12 protein-coding genes are annotated in these 14,171 nt (G+C 59.4%); all 12 read left to right on the plus strand.

The features are described 5' to 3' along the window. The first annotated feature begins 35 nt into the window (after nucleotides 1-35). The 12 genes from AB4Y87_RS03385 (at nucleotide 36) to AB4Y87_RS03440 (ending at nucleotide 14,109) form a co-directional block, all read left to right on the plus strand. On the plus strand, nucleotides 36-1,796 hold the full coding sequence (locus tag AB4Y87_RS03385; RefSeq protein ID WP_442003074.1) for an IlvD/Edd family dehydratase: 1,761 nt from the start codon (nucleotides 36-38) through the stop codon (nucleotides 1,794-1,796). A gap of 70 nt (nucleotides 1,797-1,866) precedes the next feature. Further along, nucleotides 1,867-2,850: a D-2-hydroxyacid dehydrogenase gene (locus AB4Y87_RS03390; RefSeq protein ID WP_442003075.1), complete on the plus strand. Its 984-nt coding sequence runs from the start codon at nucleotides 1,867-1,869 to the stop codon at nucleotides 2,848-2,850. A gap of 143 nt (nucleotides 2,851-2,993) precedes the next feature. Continuing rightward, on the plus strand, nucleotides 2,994-4,457 hold the full coding sequence (locus AB4Y87_RS03395; RefSeq protein WP_442003076.1) for an APC family permease: 1,464 nt from the start codon (nucleotides 2,994-2,996) through the stop codon (nucleotides 4,455-4,457). Nucleotides 4,458-4,498: 41 nt separating this feature from the next. Then, nucleotides 4,499-5,506, plus strand: coding sequence for an inositol 2-dehydrogenase (gene iolG, locus AB4Y87_RS03400; protein ID WP_431114684.1), 1,008 nt, complete (start codon nucleotides 4,499-4,501; stop codon nucleotides 5,504-5,506). Between the two features lie 624 nt (nucleotides 5,507-6,130). Continuing rightward, nucleotides 6,131-7,015, plus strand: coding sequence for an ATP-binding cassette domain-containing protein (locus AB4Y87_RS03405; protein WP_431114685.1), 885 nt, complete (start codon nucleotides 6,131-6,133; stop codon nucleotides 7,013-7,015). Further along, complete coding sequence (locus AB4Y87_RS03410) at nucleotides 7,012-8,010, plus strand: ABC transporter permease (protein WP_431114686.1); 999 nt, start codon at nucleotides 7,012-7,014, stop codon at nucleotides 8,008-8,010. Before AB4Y87_RS03405 ends, AB4Y87_RS03410 begins: the two co-directional genes overlap by 4 nt. Nucleotides 8,011-8,104: 94 nt before the next feature. Continuing rightward, nucleotides 8,105-9,073 carry a sugar ABC transporter substrate-binding protein gene (locus tag AB4Y87_RS03415; RefSeq protein ID WP_431114687.1) on the plus strand — a complete coding sequence of 323 codons (969 nt, stop codon included), beginning with the start codon at nucleotides 8,105-8,107 and terminating at the stop codon, nucleotides 9,071-9,073. A gap of 125 nt (nucleotides 9,074-9,198) precedes the next feature. Further along, nucleotides 9,199-12,138: an FAD-binding and (Fe-S)-binding domain-containing protein gene (locus tag AB4Y87_RS03420; RefSeq protein WP_442003077.1), complete on the plus strand. Its 2,940-nt coding sequence runs from the start codon at nucleotides 9,199-9,201 to the stop codon at nucleotides 12,136-12,138. Then, complete coding sequence (locus tag AB4Y87_RS03425) at nucleotides 12,139-12,336, plus strand: hypothetical protein (RefSeq protein WP_442003078.1); 198 nt, start codon at nucleotides 12,139-12,141, stop codon at nucleotides 12,334-12,336. It abuts the gene before it with no gap. 109 nt (nucleotides 12,337-12,445) lie between these two features. Further along, the gene (locus tag AB4Y87_RS03430) at nucleotides 12,446-12,643 is read left to right on the plus strand and encodes a hypothetical protein (protein ID WP_442003079.1); all 198 of its coding nucleotides are present in this window, start codon (nucleotides 12,446-12,448) and stop codon (nucleotides 12,641-12,643) included. Between the two features lie 89 nt (nucleotides 12,644-12,732). Beyond that, a complete protein-coding gene (locus AB4Y87_RS03435; protein WP_442003080.1) occupies nucleotides 12,733-13,389 on the plus strand; it encodes a carboxyltransferase domain-containing protein in 657 nt (218 codons plus the stop codon). A gap of 54 nt (nucleotides 13,390-13,443) precedes the next feature. Then, nucleotides 13,444-14,109, plus strand: a complete 666-nt coding sequence (locus AB4Y87_RS03440; protein WP_442003081.1) for a TetR/AcrR family transcriptional regulator — start codon at nucleotides 13,444-13,446, stop codon at nucleotides 14,107-14,109. Nucleotides 14,110-14,171: the final 62 nt, after the last annotated feature.

A 14,171-nucleotide genomic window follows, 5' to 3' on the forward strand; every position in this document is an offset into this window, starting at 1 on the left:
TGTCAAGACCGATCAAGCCCAAGGAGTTAAAAGACATGGAAGAGTCGAACTATAAGGACCTCCGCAGTGCGCGCTGGTTTGCACCTCACGACCTCACGGGATTCGTTCACCGGACAGCGATTCAGGCTGAGGGCTTCTCGCGCTTCGCCCTCAAGGACAAGCCGGTCATCGGCATCGCTAACTCGTGGTCGGAGCTGGTCAACTGCAATATCCACTTCAAGCTGCTGGCAGATGCCGTTAAGCGCGGTGTTCTGATGGCCGGCGGTCTACCGCTGGAGTTCCCCACCATTTCCTTGGGTGAGAGCCTCATGAAGCCATCGGCCATGCAGTTCCGCAACCTGATGGCCATGGACGTCGAGGAGTCCATCCGCGCCTACCCGTTGGACGCAATTGTGCTCCTGGGTGGCTGCGACAAGACCGTTCCGGCCCAGCTCATGGGTGCTGCCAGTGCGGATGTTCCAACCATCATGCTCACCGGTGGGCCTCAGGAGCCTGCGCACTTCCGGGGTAAGCAGCTCGGTGTGGGCACGGACACGTGGAAGTATGCAGATGAGCTGCGTGCAGGGAAGATCACGGAGGCGGACTTCGACGAGCTTGAGTCAGCCGCGAAGCCTTCTGCCGGACACTGCAGCGAGATGGGTACGGCCTCTACCATGACGTCCCTCGTTGAAGCGCTTGGTATGTGCCTGCCGGGTACTGCCTCAATCCCTGCTGTGGATGCGCGTCGCGCCCAAGCGGCCGAGGCAACCGGCCGCCGGGCGGTAGAAATGGCCATGTCACAGGGGCCAAAGCCCAGCGAAATTTTGACGAAAGAGGCGTTCGATAACGCCATTACCCTCCTTATGGCTGTGGGTGGTTCCACTAATGCAGTGGTGCACCTTCTGGCACTGGCAAGGCGAGTTGGCTACGAGCTGCCTTTGGATCGCTTCCACGAGATCTCGCAACGTACCCCTCGCATTGTCAACGTCCGGCCGTCGGGCGAGTACTTGGTGCAGCAGCTGTTCCAGGTCGGCGGCATCTCCACCGTGCTCAAGGAACTGGCACCACTGCTGAATAAGGACTCCATTACAGTCACGGGGGAGTCCCTTGAGAATGGCTACAGTTCGGCCCCCGAACCTGATGGCGTCGTGGTCAGCACTCTCGAAGCCCCCTTTGATGCCTCCGGAGGCATCGCCGTCGTCCGCGGTTCCCTGGCTCCCAACGGTGCGGTCATCAAGCGAAGTGCGGCATCCAAGGATCTGCTGCAGCACAAGGGCTCGGCCGTGGTTTTCGAGGACATCTACGATCTGGGACGCAGGATTGACGATCCCGACTTGGACATTACCGAAGACTCCGTTTTGGTCTTGCGCAACAGCGGGCCTGTAGGAGCTCCTGGAATGCCCGAATGGGGCATGCTTCCCATTCCGGAGAGGCTCCTGCGGCGTGGGATCCGCGACATCGTCCGCATTTCGGACGCTCGAATGAGCGGCACCGCATTCGGGACCACCGTGTTGCACGTGTCGCCTGAGGCCGCCGTAGGTGGACCGCTGGCGATCGTTCGTGACGGCGATCCCATCGTGCTGGATGTCGAGAACCAGCGTCTGGATTTGGATATCCCTGCCGAGGAGATCGAGAGCCGACTTGCGGATCTCAAGCTTCCGGAACCGAAATACCGGCGCGGCTATGGGCGGCTCTTCATCGACCACGTCAACCAAGCCGATGAGGGCTGCGACTTCGATTTCTTGAAGGGCTTGCCGGACGAGGAACCACAGCGCTTGCCGTACGGCCTGATGAGCGGTTGGCAGGGCGGTTGGTAAGCGGCAGCAAACTCTAATCACGAAAATATACGGGGGCTGCACCTTAGGTGCAACCCGGGAAGGCGAAGATATGTCGCTACCAAAAGTCATAGTAATCGTCCAGGAGGGTCGCCCGCTCCCTCCTGTTGAACGCTTGGAAGCCGAGGCGAATGTCGTCGTCGTGCGTACCGCAGACGAATTCCGGGCCGCGCAGACTGGAGCGGAAATCCTGTTCCTGAACGACTTTAGAACCAAGCTCCTGCGGGAGGTGGGTCCGGGGGAGTTGCGATGGATACATACGTCCAGCATTGGCGTTGACAGCCTGATGACCGGCGAGATTATCAACAGCGACATCGTTGTGAGCAACTCGCGCGGTGTGTGTGAGCGACCCATAGCGGAGTGGGTCCTGGGTGTCCTGCTGATGTTTACCAAGGACCTGCGCCGCACCATAGAGCTGCAGCAGGCGCGTACCTGGCAGCATCGCGAAACCGAGCCACTGCTGGGTCGGAAAGTCCTGGTTGTGGGGCCCGGGCCAGTTGGCCGCGAAACCGTCCTTCTCCTGCGCGCTGCGGGAATGGACGTTAACATCGTGGGCAGGTCAGCCAGGAGTGATGCGCAACTGGGTTTCATTTCGGGCTTTGATGAGCTTGACGGGCTCCTCGGCGAATCCGATGATGTGGTGCTGACATTGCCGCTCACCGAAGAGACACGTGGGCTGTTCAACTCCTCGCGTTTCAGGAAAATGCGGCCTGGGGCTCGCTTGGTCAACGTAGGCCGCGGGGCCGTAGTGGTGGAGCAGGACCTCCTCGACTCCCTTGACGCCGGACACATTGGCGGTGCGGCCTTGGATGTTTTCGAACATGAGCCATTGGACGCGGGTAATCCGCTCTGGAGCCGTCAGAACATTCTGGTCTCACCGCATGCCTCCGGCGATTTGGTCGGCTGGCGGGGACGAGTAGTGGATTGCTTCGCCCGAAACCTCAGGCTGTGGAAGGCGCACGAGCCCCTGAAGGACGTGGTGGACCTGAAGAAGCTTGGTCCTGCTACTCCCGCGCTGGCGGCTGAAACGACCTGATCAAGGCACTCCATGGGGTATTCCGGTCAGTGGGAACAGGGCCGTAATACCCCATGGGATCCCGTGTCCCAAGCTGGTACAGTGCTTGCACGATCCCCGTCGATAGTGTGATTCAGCACTCAAAATTTCGTGACGAGGATTACATGTCAAGCACAACAAAAGGTACGACGAAAACGCCGACCCAAACCCAGGAACATAAGCTCAGCGGCAATATGGGCGTGGGTGAGCTCGTGATGAACGTTCTCGCCTTCTCCTCCCCGCTGACCACCGTTGCAGGCACCTTGCCCGTGATGCTTCTTTTCAGCGGCCAGACGGCACCGGGAATCTACCTCCTGGTGACTCTCATGCTGCTGATTTTCTCTGTTGGCTTCGTGAAAATGAGCCGCAGCGTTGAAGCGCCCGGTGGATTCTACTCATTTGTCACAGCGGGCCTGGGTAAGCCTGCAGGCCTCGGAGGCGCGCTGTTGGCCCTGTTCGGCTATGTCTTTATTGGGTTCTTTGCACCGTCCCTTTTCGCGCTGACGCTCCAAAGTTTCGTTGTGAACACGCTGAATGGTCCCGACATCCCTTGGTATTGGTATGGGTTAGGGATCATCGCGGTCACCACGCTCCTTGCCTATAACCGCATTGATCTCTCTGCAAAAGTGCTCACGCTAGTGATGCTGCTGGAGTCAACCGTAGTAGTCGTCTTCGACATCGCCGCATTCGCTACAGGATCCGGGGAGGTTGTTCAGGGCATAGGCTTCTCCATGCCATGGATCACGGACGCCGGGCTGGGGTTGGCACTGCTGTTCGCCGTCGGAAACTTCTTCGGGTTCGAAGCTACGGTCATCTACCGGGACGAGGTCAAGAATCCGGACCGCACCATTCCGCGGGCCACCTACATTGCGGTAGTTGGAATCGGGCTCTTCTACGCCGTGGCGGCCTGGGCCTACACGGCCTTCATCGGTCCAGACAAAGTCCAAGGTGAAGCTGCAGCAAACACGGTGAACCTCTTCAATGACGGCGCCACGGTACTGGTCGGCAAGATCTTTGCGGATATCGCGGTTGTCCTCCTCATCACGTCGATCTTGGCTTCAATGCTCTCGATCCAGAACATCGCCGCCAGATACAGCTTTTCGCTGGCCGCCGACGGGGCGTTGCCCTCAGTGCTCGGACGTGTCCACCCCCGCCACAAGTCGCCCTACGTTTCCGCCCTGGCAGTTGGCCTCCTGTGGGCGGTGGCTACGGTGGTGTTCACTGTTATTGGAGTTGCGCCTGAGGCCCTGTACCCGATCGCCAGCGGAAGCGGCACCTTTGCGGTCCTGCTCCTGATGTTCATCACCAGCTTCGCTGTGTTGGTGTATTTTGTCCGGCGCCGCAGCTTTGCCCCGGAATCTGTGTGGAAGACCATCGTTGCGCCGATTGTAAGCGTCATCTTCCTTGGCCTGATCACCTATCTGGCAATTACCAATTACCCGGAACTCATCGGTGGTTCGGCAGTCATGACTGCCATCTTCATGACTTTCACTTTTGCCTTGTTTTTCGGCGGGATTGTTTACGCATATCTCCTGCGTTCCAAGCGTCCGCATGTCTATGCACGCCTGGGTCGGCAAAAGATCGACTAGAAATTCGACCTCACTCAACTTCAACCGTTTGGAGATCTGCAATGACGCAACAGATCCGAGTTGGCCTGTTCGGAACCGGGAGAATAGGCCAGGTACATGCCATGAGTTTGGCTACTTTGGACGAGGCAACACTGTCCTGGGTATGTGATCCCTTTATAGAAGGTGCAAAACAAACCGCCGCCGAATTCGGCGGCCGTGTGAGCGAGGATCCCGACGAAGTTTTCGCCTCGGGGGAAATCGACGCCGTCATCGTGGCTTCGCCTACGGCAACTCACCTGGACCTCGTGGAAAAGGCCATTGACGCGAACGTGCCAGTGCTTTGCGAGAAACCGATCGATCTGGACATAGCTCGCGTGGATGCCCTTCGCGGCAAGGTCGCGGCTTCAGGAGTGCCGGTAGCCTTGGGTTTCAACAAACGCTTTGACAGGCACTTCGTGGAGCTGAAACGACGTGTGGCTGCCGGCGAAATCGGAGGGTTGGAGCAACTGGTGATCACCAGCCGGGACCCGGGGGAGCCGCCGGCAGCCTACCTCCCTCAATCCGGCGGAATTTTCCGGGACATGACCATCCACGACCTTGATATGGCGAGGTACTTTATCCCGGAAATTGTCGAGGTTTCGGCCAACGGTGCAAACGTGTTCAGCGATAGCATTCGTCACGCTGATGACTTCGATTCAACTGTGGTCACACTGCGGGGCTCCAAAGATGAACTCGTGACAATCTTGAATTCGCGTCACTCGCCGTTTGGCTACGACCAGCGCATTGAGGCGTTCGGTTCAACCGGATTGCTCCAGGTAGGCAACAAGAACGACAATCTGGTCAGGCACTGGGGGGCCAGGTCCGTCGAATCGGTCGGACCCTACCAGAACTTCTTCCTCGAACGATATGCCGAGGCTTACCGTCTGGAAGTAGCTGAGTTCCTCCGCGCAGTCAGGGGCCTGCCTTCGAGGAGTCCAGGATTCGAGGATGGCCGTGCCGCCCTGATCCTGGCGGACGCCGCTGAGGAATCTGCCCGGAGCGGCGCTGCGATCGCAGTGGACTTGAGCTAGCCCCGAGGTCATGCCGCCTGCCTGGGCCGCGGATGTTTCGCAACGACATCTGCGGCCCAGAGCAGGCCTTTCCCTTAACATCGCGACGAAGCAACCAAAACGAGAGACATAGATGGGCAGCTGGGAGCGCAGCTCATGAGGCAGAGGAAGATATGAAGACTGATTGGACGCCCGCGGCTGCCTTCTGGCAGCAAACGGAAAAAGGGGACGCAGTCCGCCTACAGAGGCCGGGTTGGCCCCCATATTACGGATTCGTGGAGGATAAAACTGCAGACGGCGACATCGTCTGGATTGTCTCCGTGGGTGAGCGTCGACTCTTTCACAGGTCTGACGGATACAGCCTCGTTGTATGGCGATAACTTCAAGTTTTGCGCTGTCATTTCACTCTGCTTATTTATTTGAGTTCAATTGAAACGATTCATAATCGTGTTCCAAAGTGGCACACACACCCCGAACCCGAATCCGTCAAAGTTCAAGTAAGTGAAACAGTGTGGCGAAGGTCACGAGGTTTGGGGCCTTCTCTGGAATCGCCCCTGAATCAGCAGGTCTAACAACGCAGTTTGCTTGGCCAGCGCTCAGGTGTTTCACCGGATCATTCACATGGCCCTATCGAACGAGGATGAGATGACCGACGCACCACCGGCGACCCCTCCACTGGTCGCCCTCAAAGACATACACAAGACATTCGGGGCGGTGTCCGCATTGCGCGGCGTCAGCATTGATGTCCAGCCCGGCGAAACTTTTGCACTGCTTGGCGACAACGCCGCCGGCAAATCTACGCTCATGAAGGTACTTACTGGGGTTTACCAACCCGATCGGGGTTCCATCGAGCTGGACGGAAAAACGACTGAGTTCCCCACACCGTCAGCATCCCGCGACCAAGGGGTGGAGATGGTCTACCAAGACTTTGCCCTGGCCGACAACTTGGATGTTCGTACCAACATTTTCTTGGGACGGGAACCGCAAAAGAACATCCTCGGCCCGTTCCTGCGGATCATCGACCGCAAGAAAATGGAGATCGAGACCAAGCGGGTGCTTGAACGTTTGGACATCCCGATCAACCCGAGGCTCAAGGTGAAGCGGCTGTCCGGCGGCCAGCGCCAAGCGGTCGCCATTGGCAGAGCGCTTGCTTTTGATGCACGTCTCATCATCATGGATGAGCCCACGGCTAACCTATCGGTAGCCAAGGTGGACAAGCTCATCGAAGTAACCCAACGGCTCAAAGACCTGGGTATCGCAGTCATTATCATCACCCACCGACTGGATGAAGCTTTCGCGGTAGCCGACCGCTTCGCTGTCATGCGCCAAGGGCAGGTAGTGGGCCGCTTCCGGGTAGGCGAAGTATCCGAGGCGCAGGTTGCACACCTTATATCTCACGGCACATTGGACGACTACGTCGATGACGGCGCCGGCATCCCCGAAGACCGCCGCAAAATCGGAAGCACGTCGTCGATGGATGTCGTTGATGCTATGGCTGCTCGCGGCACTACGAATGGGAGCGACTCGTGAGCCTCACAATGGAAAACCTCAAGACAAAGCTGGGCCCGGCAGACCTGAAGGAAGGACTGACGGCAACCAAGGTCAAGCGCTTCATCGGTGACTATGGGATCATCATCCTTTTCGTCGTGATCCTCGCGTTCCTGGCGGCCGCAGCACCAAACTTCCTGACATTGAACAACATCGTGAACGTCGTCCGGCAGTCGTCCATCATCGGACTGATCGCCCTTGGAATGACATTCATCATGATCACCGCCGGCATCGACCTCTCGGTAGGATCCGTAGTGGGTCTTGCCGGGATGACCTTCGCAATACTTGCTCCTGCCAGTGGAGGCGCTTTCTGGCTGCCTCTCATCGCCGGCCTCGGCGTTGGTTTGCTGGTGGGCTTCCTGAGTGCGGCAATGGTGGTCTGGGGAGCCATCCTTCCCTTCCTGGCCACATTGGCAACGATGGCCATAGCCCGCACTGCAGCGCTGGTCATGACGAATGGACAGGTTGTCTCCGGACTGAGTGGCCCGGCAGAATGGCTCGGTTCGGGCTTCATTGGTCCTTTCCCGGTTCCGGTCATCATCTTCTTGGTCGTCGCTATCTTCTGCGAGTTTGTGCTCAGCAGGACCAAGTTCGGCTCTCATGTCTATGCAGTGGGAGGTAATGAAGAGTCCGCAAAGAAAGTCGGCATCTCGACCAGTCGGGTGCTCTTCACTGTTTACCTCATCGGTGGAGTCACAGCGGCACTGGGCGGCCTCGTCTTGACGGCACGTCTGGATGGGGCGGCCCCGGTGGCTGGCACCGGTTACGAGCTGCAGGTGATTGCCGCCGTCGTTATTGGAGGCACAAGTCTCTTCGGGGGCGTCGGCACCATTCGCGGAACGGTCATTGGCGTCCTCCTGTTGGGTGTCGTGATGAATGGCATGAACCTGATGGGGGTTTCGTCCTACTACCAGCAGGGAGTCCAAGGCATCATCCTTGTGCTTGCCGTGCTACTGAACCGCTGGAAGTCGGACTAACCACGGCGTTCACCGGAGCAGCCCGGTCAACGGGCTGCTTTCCATAAAGAAAACAATCTCCTTAAGCAATCAGAAACCACTGAAAGGAACGACCATGGAAATTCGAAAGAAGCTCGCTGTGGCCACCGCAATGCTGGCCGCGGGGGCTCTCACCCTCACCGGCTGTGGGGGCAGCAGCACGGCAGGCAGTTCCGAGGCGGCAGGCAAGACTTACAACATTGGCGTTGTGGTCCTTGACCTCCAGGACCCGGACTTGGCCCACATGACGGACGCAATGAAGAAGACGGCTGACGAAAAGGGCGTCAAGCTCAACATCACCGACTCCAAGAAGGACGTTGGCAGCGAACTCAACCAGGTTGAGGACCTGCTTACGCGCCAGGTTGACGCAATCATCATGCAGCCCCTTGATGGGGATGCCAGCCAGAACGCGGCAAAACGGGTCATCGCCGCCAACATTCCGCTATTTATCCTGTCCACGGAGTTCGCGGAGGGCGCTGACGTCGGCTACAAGAGCTACATCGGCGTGGATGACACCGTGGCCGGCGAAATGCAGGCTGAGTACTTGAACAAGACGCTTCCGCAAGGCGGCAACATCGTCTTTGCCGCTGGCATCTACGGAGCCTCTTGGACGGATCGCCGAAAGAGTGGCTTCGACAGCAAGATCAACAAAAACTTCAAAGTCGTGGCTGAGTTCCAGGCCAAGGGCAGCCGTGACGATGCCAAGCGCAACATGGAGGACACTCTTCAGCGGTTTGGCGCCGGCCAGATCGATGCCGTGGTGGCCAACAACGACGAAATGGCCATTGGTGCAGCCTCTGCTATTGCTGACGCGGGCCGCACTGCCGAGTTCAAGGCCGTAGTCGGCGTCGATGGTACGGACCCGGCTCTCCAGGACATCAAGGCGGGGACGATGTCGGCGACAGTCCGTCAGGACTCTGCTGGACAAGGCGTCAAGGCAGTTGAGGTTGTCACTGACTTCCTCAAGGGCGGGAACGTGGAGAACCGCTACACGCTGCCGTTCACGCTCATCACCAAGGACAATCTTTCTGAGTTCTTGAAGTAGGCAGTTCCATCAACCAAACGGGCACAGCGGATTCATCCGCTGTGCCCGTTCTGTTTTGGCACAATCCACGCCCCACCACACCTGCCTACACTTCCTGCGGAACACTACGAACGGAGAATGCGACCATGCCCCATGGCGATGACGGCGACACGACTCTGAGGCAGTTACTCGCCAGGTTGGAGCATCACGGGATAGAGGTGGACGACTCCCCGCGCAGACGCTCTGAGTACTCCTATGATGCATCGAACTACCGGGTACGGCCTGCCGCCGTCGCCTTCCCAATGAACGCCGACGAGGTACGGACAGTTTTGCGTGTGTGTTCGGTCTTGGGGGTCCCGACGACCGCACGCGGTGGGGGCACTTCGATGGCGGGGAACGCCATAGGCGATGGTTTGGTGATCGATCTCTCCCGCCGCATGAAATCGGTAGGAACCCTCGATGCCGACCAGGGGACGGTATGGGCGGACGCGGGGGTCGTCCTTGGTGAGCTGCGCGCGCAGGTTGAGAAGGAAACCAGAGGGACGTTGACCTTTGCCCCGGACCCTTCGTCCCTAACGCGCGCCACAATTGGCGGTTCCATCGGTAATGACGCTTGCGGGAATCACTCGGTGGCGTATGGCCGCATGACCCATCATGTGCAGGAAGTGGAGCTGGTCACCGCTGACGGTGCACACCTGAGAGCGGGGCGCGATTTCCTGTGTGCTGTCGATGAATCTGATACTCAGTCAGTTGCCCGGGCTCAGGAGCTGTTGAAGGGCCTGAAGGCGCTGGCTGCGGAAAATCTGGCGTGCCTCCGTGTCGAGCTGCAGAACATTCCCCGGCAGGTCTCCGGGTATCACCTGGGCCACCTGCTGCCGGAGCAGGGCTTTGACGTGGCTAGTGCGCTGGCCGGCAGCGAAGGTACGTGCGCTGTTGTTGTGAGGGCCAAGGTAGCTCTTGTGCACAAGCCCAGGGCCACCGCGTTGCTGTGCCTTGGCTACCGGGACACCATTGATTCCGCCCGGGATGTCATGACCATTTTGTCCGCAAAACCGAGCGCCATCGAAGGCCTGGACGTATCCATCGTGGACATCATGCGGCACCGGCGGGGAGCGGCCAGTGTTGAGTCATTGCCGGATGGCAAGGCCTTCCTCATGGTTGAGTTTTCGGACGACACACTTCAACAAGCGGCGGCTTCTTGTCAGGATCTGGTGGAGAAGCTCCGCGCGGACGGCCGTGTGGTGGACTTTAGGATCGTCACTGACCCTTTGGAGCGGGCAAAGCTGTGGCGGGTGCGCGAAGACGGAGCCGGGCTTTCGTCGCGGCGGATCGATGGAGTGCAAACGTGGCCTGGGTGGGAAGATTCTGCGGTCGCTCCGGAGCGGCTTGCCGATTACCTGACCGACCTGCTCCCACTGGTGAAACGGTATGGCTACACGGCCCTGATGTACGGCCACTTTGGTGCGGGGTGTGTCCATATGCGGTTGGATTACGATCTACGCAGCGAGTCCGGACGCCGGACATTCAGTGACTTCACCCGTGAAGCGGCCCAGTTGGTGGTGGCGCACGGTGGTTCGTTGTCCGGAGAACACGGTGACGGCCGTGCGCGTAGCGAATTGCTGGAAGTGATGTACTCCCGGGAGATGGTCGGCATTTTCAGGGCCTTCAAGCACCTTTGGGATCCGGCAGGAATCCTCAACCCCGGGATCATCGTCCACCCCGCTCCCTTCTCTGCCTCACTGGCTTTGGAAGGTGTCGTCAAACCGGGACCCACCCACGGTGAGCTGACCGCAGACCCTGGTGGCGCCGTCGTCCCTTCCTCAGAAGACCGTGAGCTACTCCCGGTGGCGAGCCCGTTTGTCGGGAATACCCACGCCTGCATCGGCGTAGGCCGATGCAGGTCAACCACCGGCGGGTTCATGTGCCCCAGCTACCGGGCCACGAAAGATGAAAAAGATTCGACGCGCGGCCGGGCCCGTGTATTGCAGGAACTGACGCGGACCAAGGGCAGCAGCACAGACGGCTGGTCAAGCCCCGAAGTCCGGGAAGCACTGGACCTATGCCTGTCCTGCAAAGCATGTTCCACTGACTGTCCCACGGGTGTAGACATCGCCGAGGCCAAGTCGCAACTGGTCGATGAGCATTACCGCGGGAGGATCCGACCGTTTACGCATTACTCCATAGGGTGGCTGCCGCGCTGGCTTCCGTTGCTGACGCGCGTGGCACCTCTGGCCAATGTGGGTGCGGCATTCCAGCCCTTCAGGCTTGTGGGAGAGTGGTTGGGCATCAGTGCCCGACGCCGTCTCCCGGCTTTCGCGGCGGACGGCAGGATCCGTAAGCGGGTGCGGGAAGCCGGATTCGTGGACAACGCCGACCTCCTTTTGTTTATCGACAGCTTTACGCGTGCATTCCGGCCCGAGGTTGTCCCGGCGGCCGCCAGGCTGCTCCGCGACTCCGGCAGGTCAGTGGGATGTACTCCGGACGCATGCTGCGGCCTGACCTGGATCTCCACGGGCCAGCGCGATGGGGCCCGACGCCGGCTATCCCGACTGATCAACAAGCTCGACGACGGCACGGACCGGGATATCGTCGTCCTCGAACCCAGTTGCGCAGCGACCATCCGGGACGAAGGTCCAAAACTGGTAGGCGGTGCCGCTGCCGCGAGGGTCGCCGCAAGGGTGCGCTCGTTCTCCGTGGCCGTAGATGAAGCCATCCAGCGTGGTTGGAAGCCGAAGGCGCCGCCGCCCGAGACAGCCGTGTTGCAAACCCACTGCCATGAGCACGCCGTGTTCGGTTCAGGCGCCCAGAGACGCGTCCTCAAAGCCTGGGGAGTTCCGAACCTCGTGGAATCATCCTCATGCTGTGGCGTAGCCGGCAACTTCGGTTTTGAAGCCGAGCACTTCGACATGTCCATGAAAGTTGCCGAGCACTCCGTCATTCCTGCTCTTGCGAAGGGCGACGCCAGCGCTCTGGTCCTCACCGACGGATTCAGTTGTGCCATGCAGGTCTCACAGATAGACCCCGAGCGTCCGAGCCAGCACCTGGCTGTGGCGATGGATCCATACAGCTCCCGCTGGGTGAACTGAATGGAGTACTTCGGGATCTTCCTGATTCTGGTGGCCGCCGGGTTGCGGTTGGTCGGTCACCACTTGATCAAGCAGAACCGGCCGCGGCCAACCGCGGCAACCATGTGGGGTATCCATAGTGTTCCCCCGGGCGCAGCAGCGCTTCTTGTGGCTTCAGTGGGGATCTTCATCTTTGCCACCAGCATCAGCTCGCGTTGAGCCCGCGCGCATCAGCGGCCGTGTCTCAAACTGACACGATCGGCATGGTTCCCTGAAGCGGATTCTGGAAGAGACCAATAAGCACGACTAGTTTTGAGGGTTGATCCCGATGATGAACAGGAAGCTCGCACAAGGACGGCACGTTGAGTGGCTTCGATCCTCGGTGCACTGCTCAGAGACCGACGCCGGTGAGCGCACAGACCATCAGCCAACGCGATCCGGCAGGATCGTTCATCGTCTCCTCCAGGACATGGCGGAAGGCCGCGATTTCAGCGACGCCTGGCCCTGGCCAACACGCAGCATCTAACCTCCCACAAGCCGCGGTCCCTGGCGTTTGTTCCTGGCACTGTGTTCAAGCGCTACGGCCCGCTTTCCCTCTCAGCGCAGGAGGCAGAGTTGCGTAGTAACGGACCCGCCATCCTTGCCAGTGAGCCTGGCAAACTGCTGGTGGAATTTCCGCAGCCTGATTTCCGGGGGCACGGCCCAGCAGCATTTGTGGAGGCCCTGCAATCATTTGAGATGCTCGGAATTACACGGTTCCGGCGACTGAAAGACGGCGTCATTGTGCACTACGACGCCCGGTGCCTGGAATTTCAGGACCTGAAGCCCGTACTGATGGCTGCCTTCTCCAAGGTCAGTTACGCGCTCGGGGATTATTCGCCTTCAACACACGTTCTGCCTGTGACTTTTGGCGGAGACCAAGGTCCGGATCTCCCCATGGCATGCGTGCTGCTGGATACGCCGGAGCGGACCCTGATCCGAAGGGCATGCCGGACGAAACATACAGTCAGGACTTTCTCTGCTCCGGGCGCATCCGCCCTGTTTGAGGTTCCATGGTCCGCGGACTGGCACCAAAACGCCCAAGCCGCTAGTCCAGCGAAGGCGGCCCCGCGGGGTTCCGTCACGCTTTCGCCGCTCGGGGTAACCGTCACCAGCTGCAGCAGTTACACGAATGAACTTGTTGTGGGGCGGGTCAGTGAAGCGTTCTTGGAAAAGCTGCCGGAGATCCGGATGGGGGACTCGGTGTGGTTACGGGCGCGAGAGTGGCGATAAAGCTAACGATCGTTAGTTATCATGGAGGTGACTGACCAATGCAGTGAGGATGAAATGAACGAATTGCCGCGGGCGCAGGCCAATGCAGCTGTCAGAGATTTCCTGTCAAGCAGGGACTGGTCCGCGCAGACACCGGCCCGGCAGCGCATCCTTGTGGCGTTCCTCAGCCTGGCTACTGCAAAGGGTTTCAGTTCGGTGACGATGAGAACTTTGGGCCGTGAACTCGACATGAAGGCGCCCAGTCTGTATTCGAGCTTTCCCGGCGGCAAAGAAGAGATTGTTGCCGAGGCGCTTAGTTGGTTCACTCATAGATTCGCCCGTGATCTCCTTGCCGCCGCCGAAACGACCGCGACGGCGGAGGAGTATTGGGCGGCGCTTGTCCGGTTCCATCTCGCCCAGCAATTGCAGCGGCCAGAGGCTGATCTCTGGGACCTGCTGGTCGCAACCGACCGGGTCGCTCGGTTTCTCAGCAATGATGTGCGCCAGGAAGTAGCGTTTTGGATAAAGCTGCATGAGGACATGTATGTGGCGGCCGCCAAGGAGATGGGCTTCCGGCTCTCCACGAAGAGTGTCCACGTCATTTTCACGCTCCTTGATGGTGCCGGGCGCTGGGCTGGCTGGAATGGGAGTGCGGCCGAACTTGACATCATTCTGGACCATGCGGTGTTGCTGACCCGTTCCATTCTGGAAGTTGGCAGCGGGACTCACACGCTGGCCTGACAAGAAGCCCCACCTAACGCGCTCTGTGCAGGAGCGCTGCTTTTGTGTGCCCGGAACTCTCG

Source organism: Paenarthrobacter sp. RAF54_2 (genome assembly GCF_052113945.1).
In the GTDB taxonomy this organism is placed as follows: domain Bacteria; phylum Actinomycetota; class Actinomycetes; order Actinomycetales; family Micrococcaceae; genus Arthrobacter.

What these genes read in the sequence shown, in the direction of transcription:
- AB4Y87_RS03385 (WP_442003074.1), top strand. Translation starts at nt 36, where the DNA reads ATGGAAGAGTCGAACTATAAGGACCTCCGCAGTGCGCGCTGGTTTGCA.
- AB4Y87_RS03390 (WP_442003075.1), top strand. Translation starts at nt 1,867, where the DNA reads ATGTCGCTACCAAAAGTCATAGTAATCGTCCAGGAGGGTCGCCCGCTC.
- AB4Y87_RS03395 (WP_442003076.1), top strand. Translation starts at nt 2,994, where the DNA reads ATGTCAAGCACAACAAAAGGTACGACGAAAACGCCGACCCAAACCCAG.
- iolG (WP_431114684.1), top strand. Translation starts at nt 4,499, where the DNA reads ATGACGCAACAGATCCGAGTTGGCCTGTTCGGAACCGGGAGAATAGGC.
- AB4Y87_RS03405 (WP_431114685.1), top strand. Translation starts at nt 6,131, where the DNA reads ATGACCGACGCACCACCGGCGACCCCTCCACTGGTCGCCCTCAAAGAC.
- AB4Y87_RS03415 (WP_431114687.1), top strand. Translation starts at nt 8,105, where the DNA reads ATGGAAATTCGAAAGAAGCTCGCTGTGGCCACCGCAATGCTGGCCGCG.
- AB4Y87_RS03420 (WP_442003077.1), top strand. Translation starts at nt 9,199, where the DNA reads ATGCCCCATGGCGATGACGGCGACACGACTCTGAGGCAGTTACTCGCC.
- AB4Y87_RS03425 (WP_442003078.1), top strand. Translation starts at nt 12,139, where the DNA reads ATGGAGTACTTCGGGATCTTCCTGATTCTGGTGGCCGCCGGGTTGCGG.
- AB4Y87_RS03430 (WP_442003079.1), top strand. Translation starts at nt 12,446, where the DNA reads ATGATGAACAGGAAGCTCGCACAAGGACGGCACGTTGAGTGGCTTCGA.
- AB4Y87_RS03440 (WP_442003081.1), top strand. Translation starts at nt 13,444, where the DNA reads ATGAACGAATTGCCGCGGGCGCAGGCCAATGCAGCTGTCAGAGATTTC.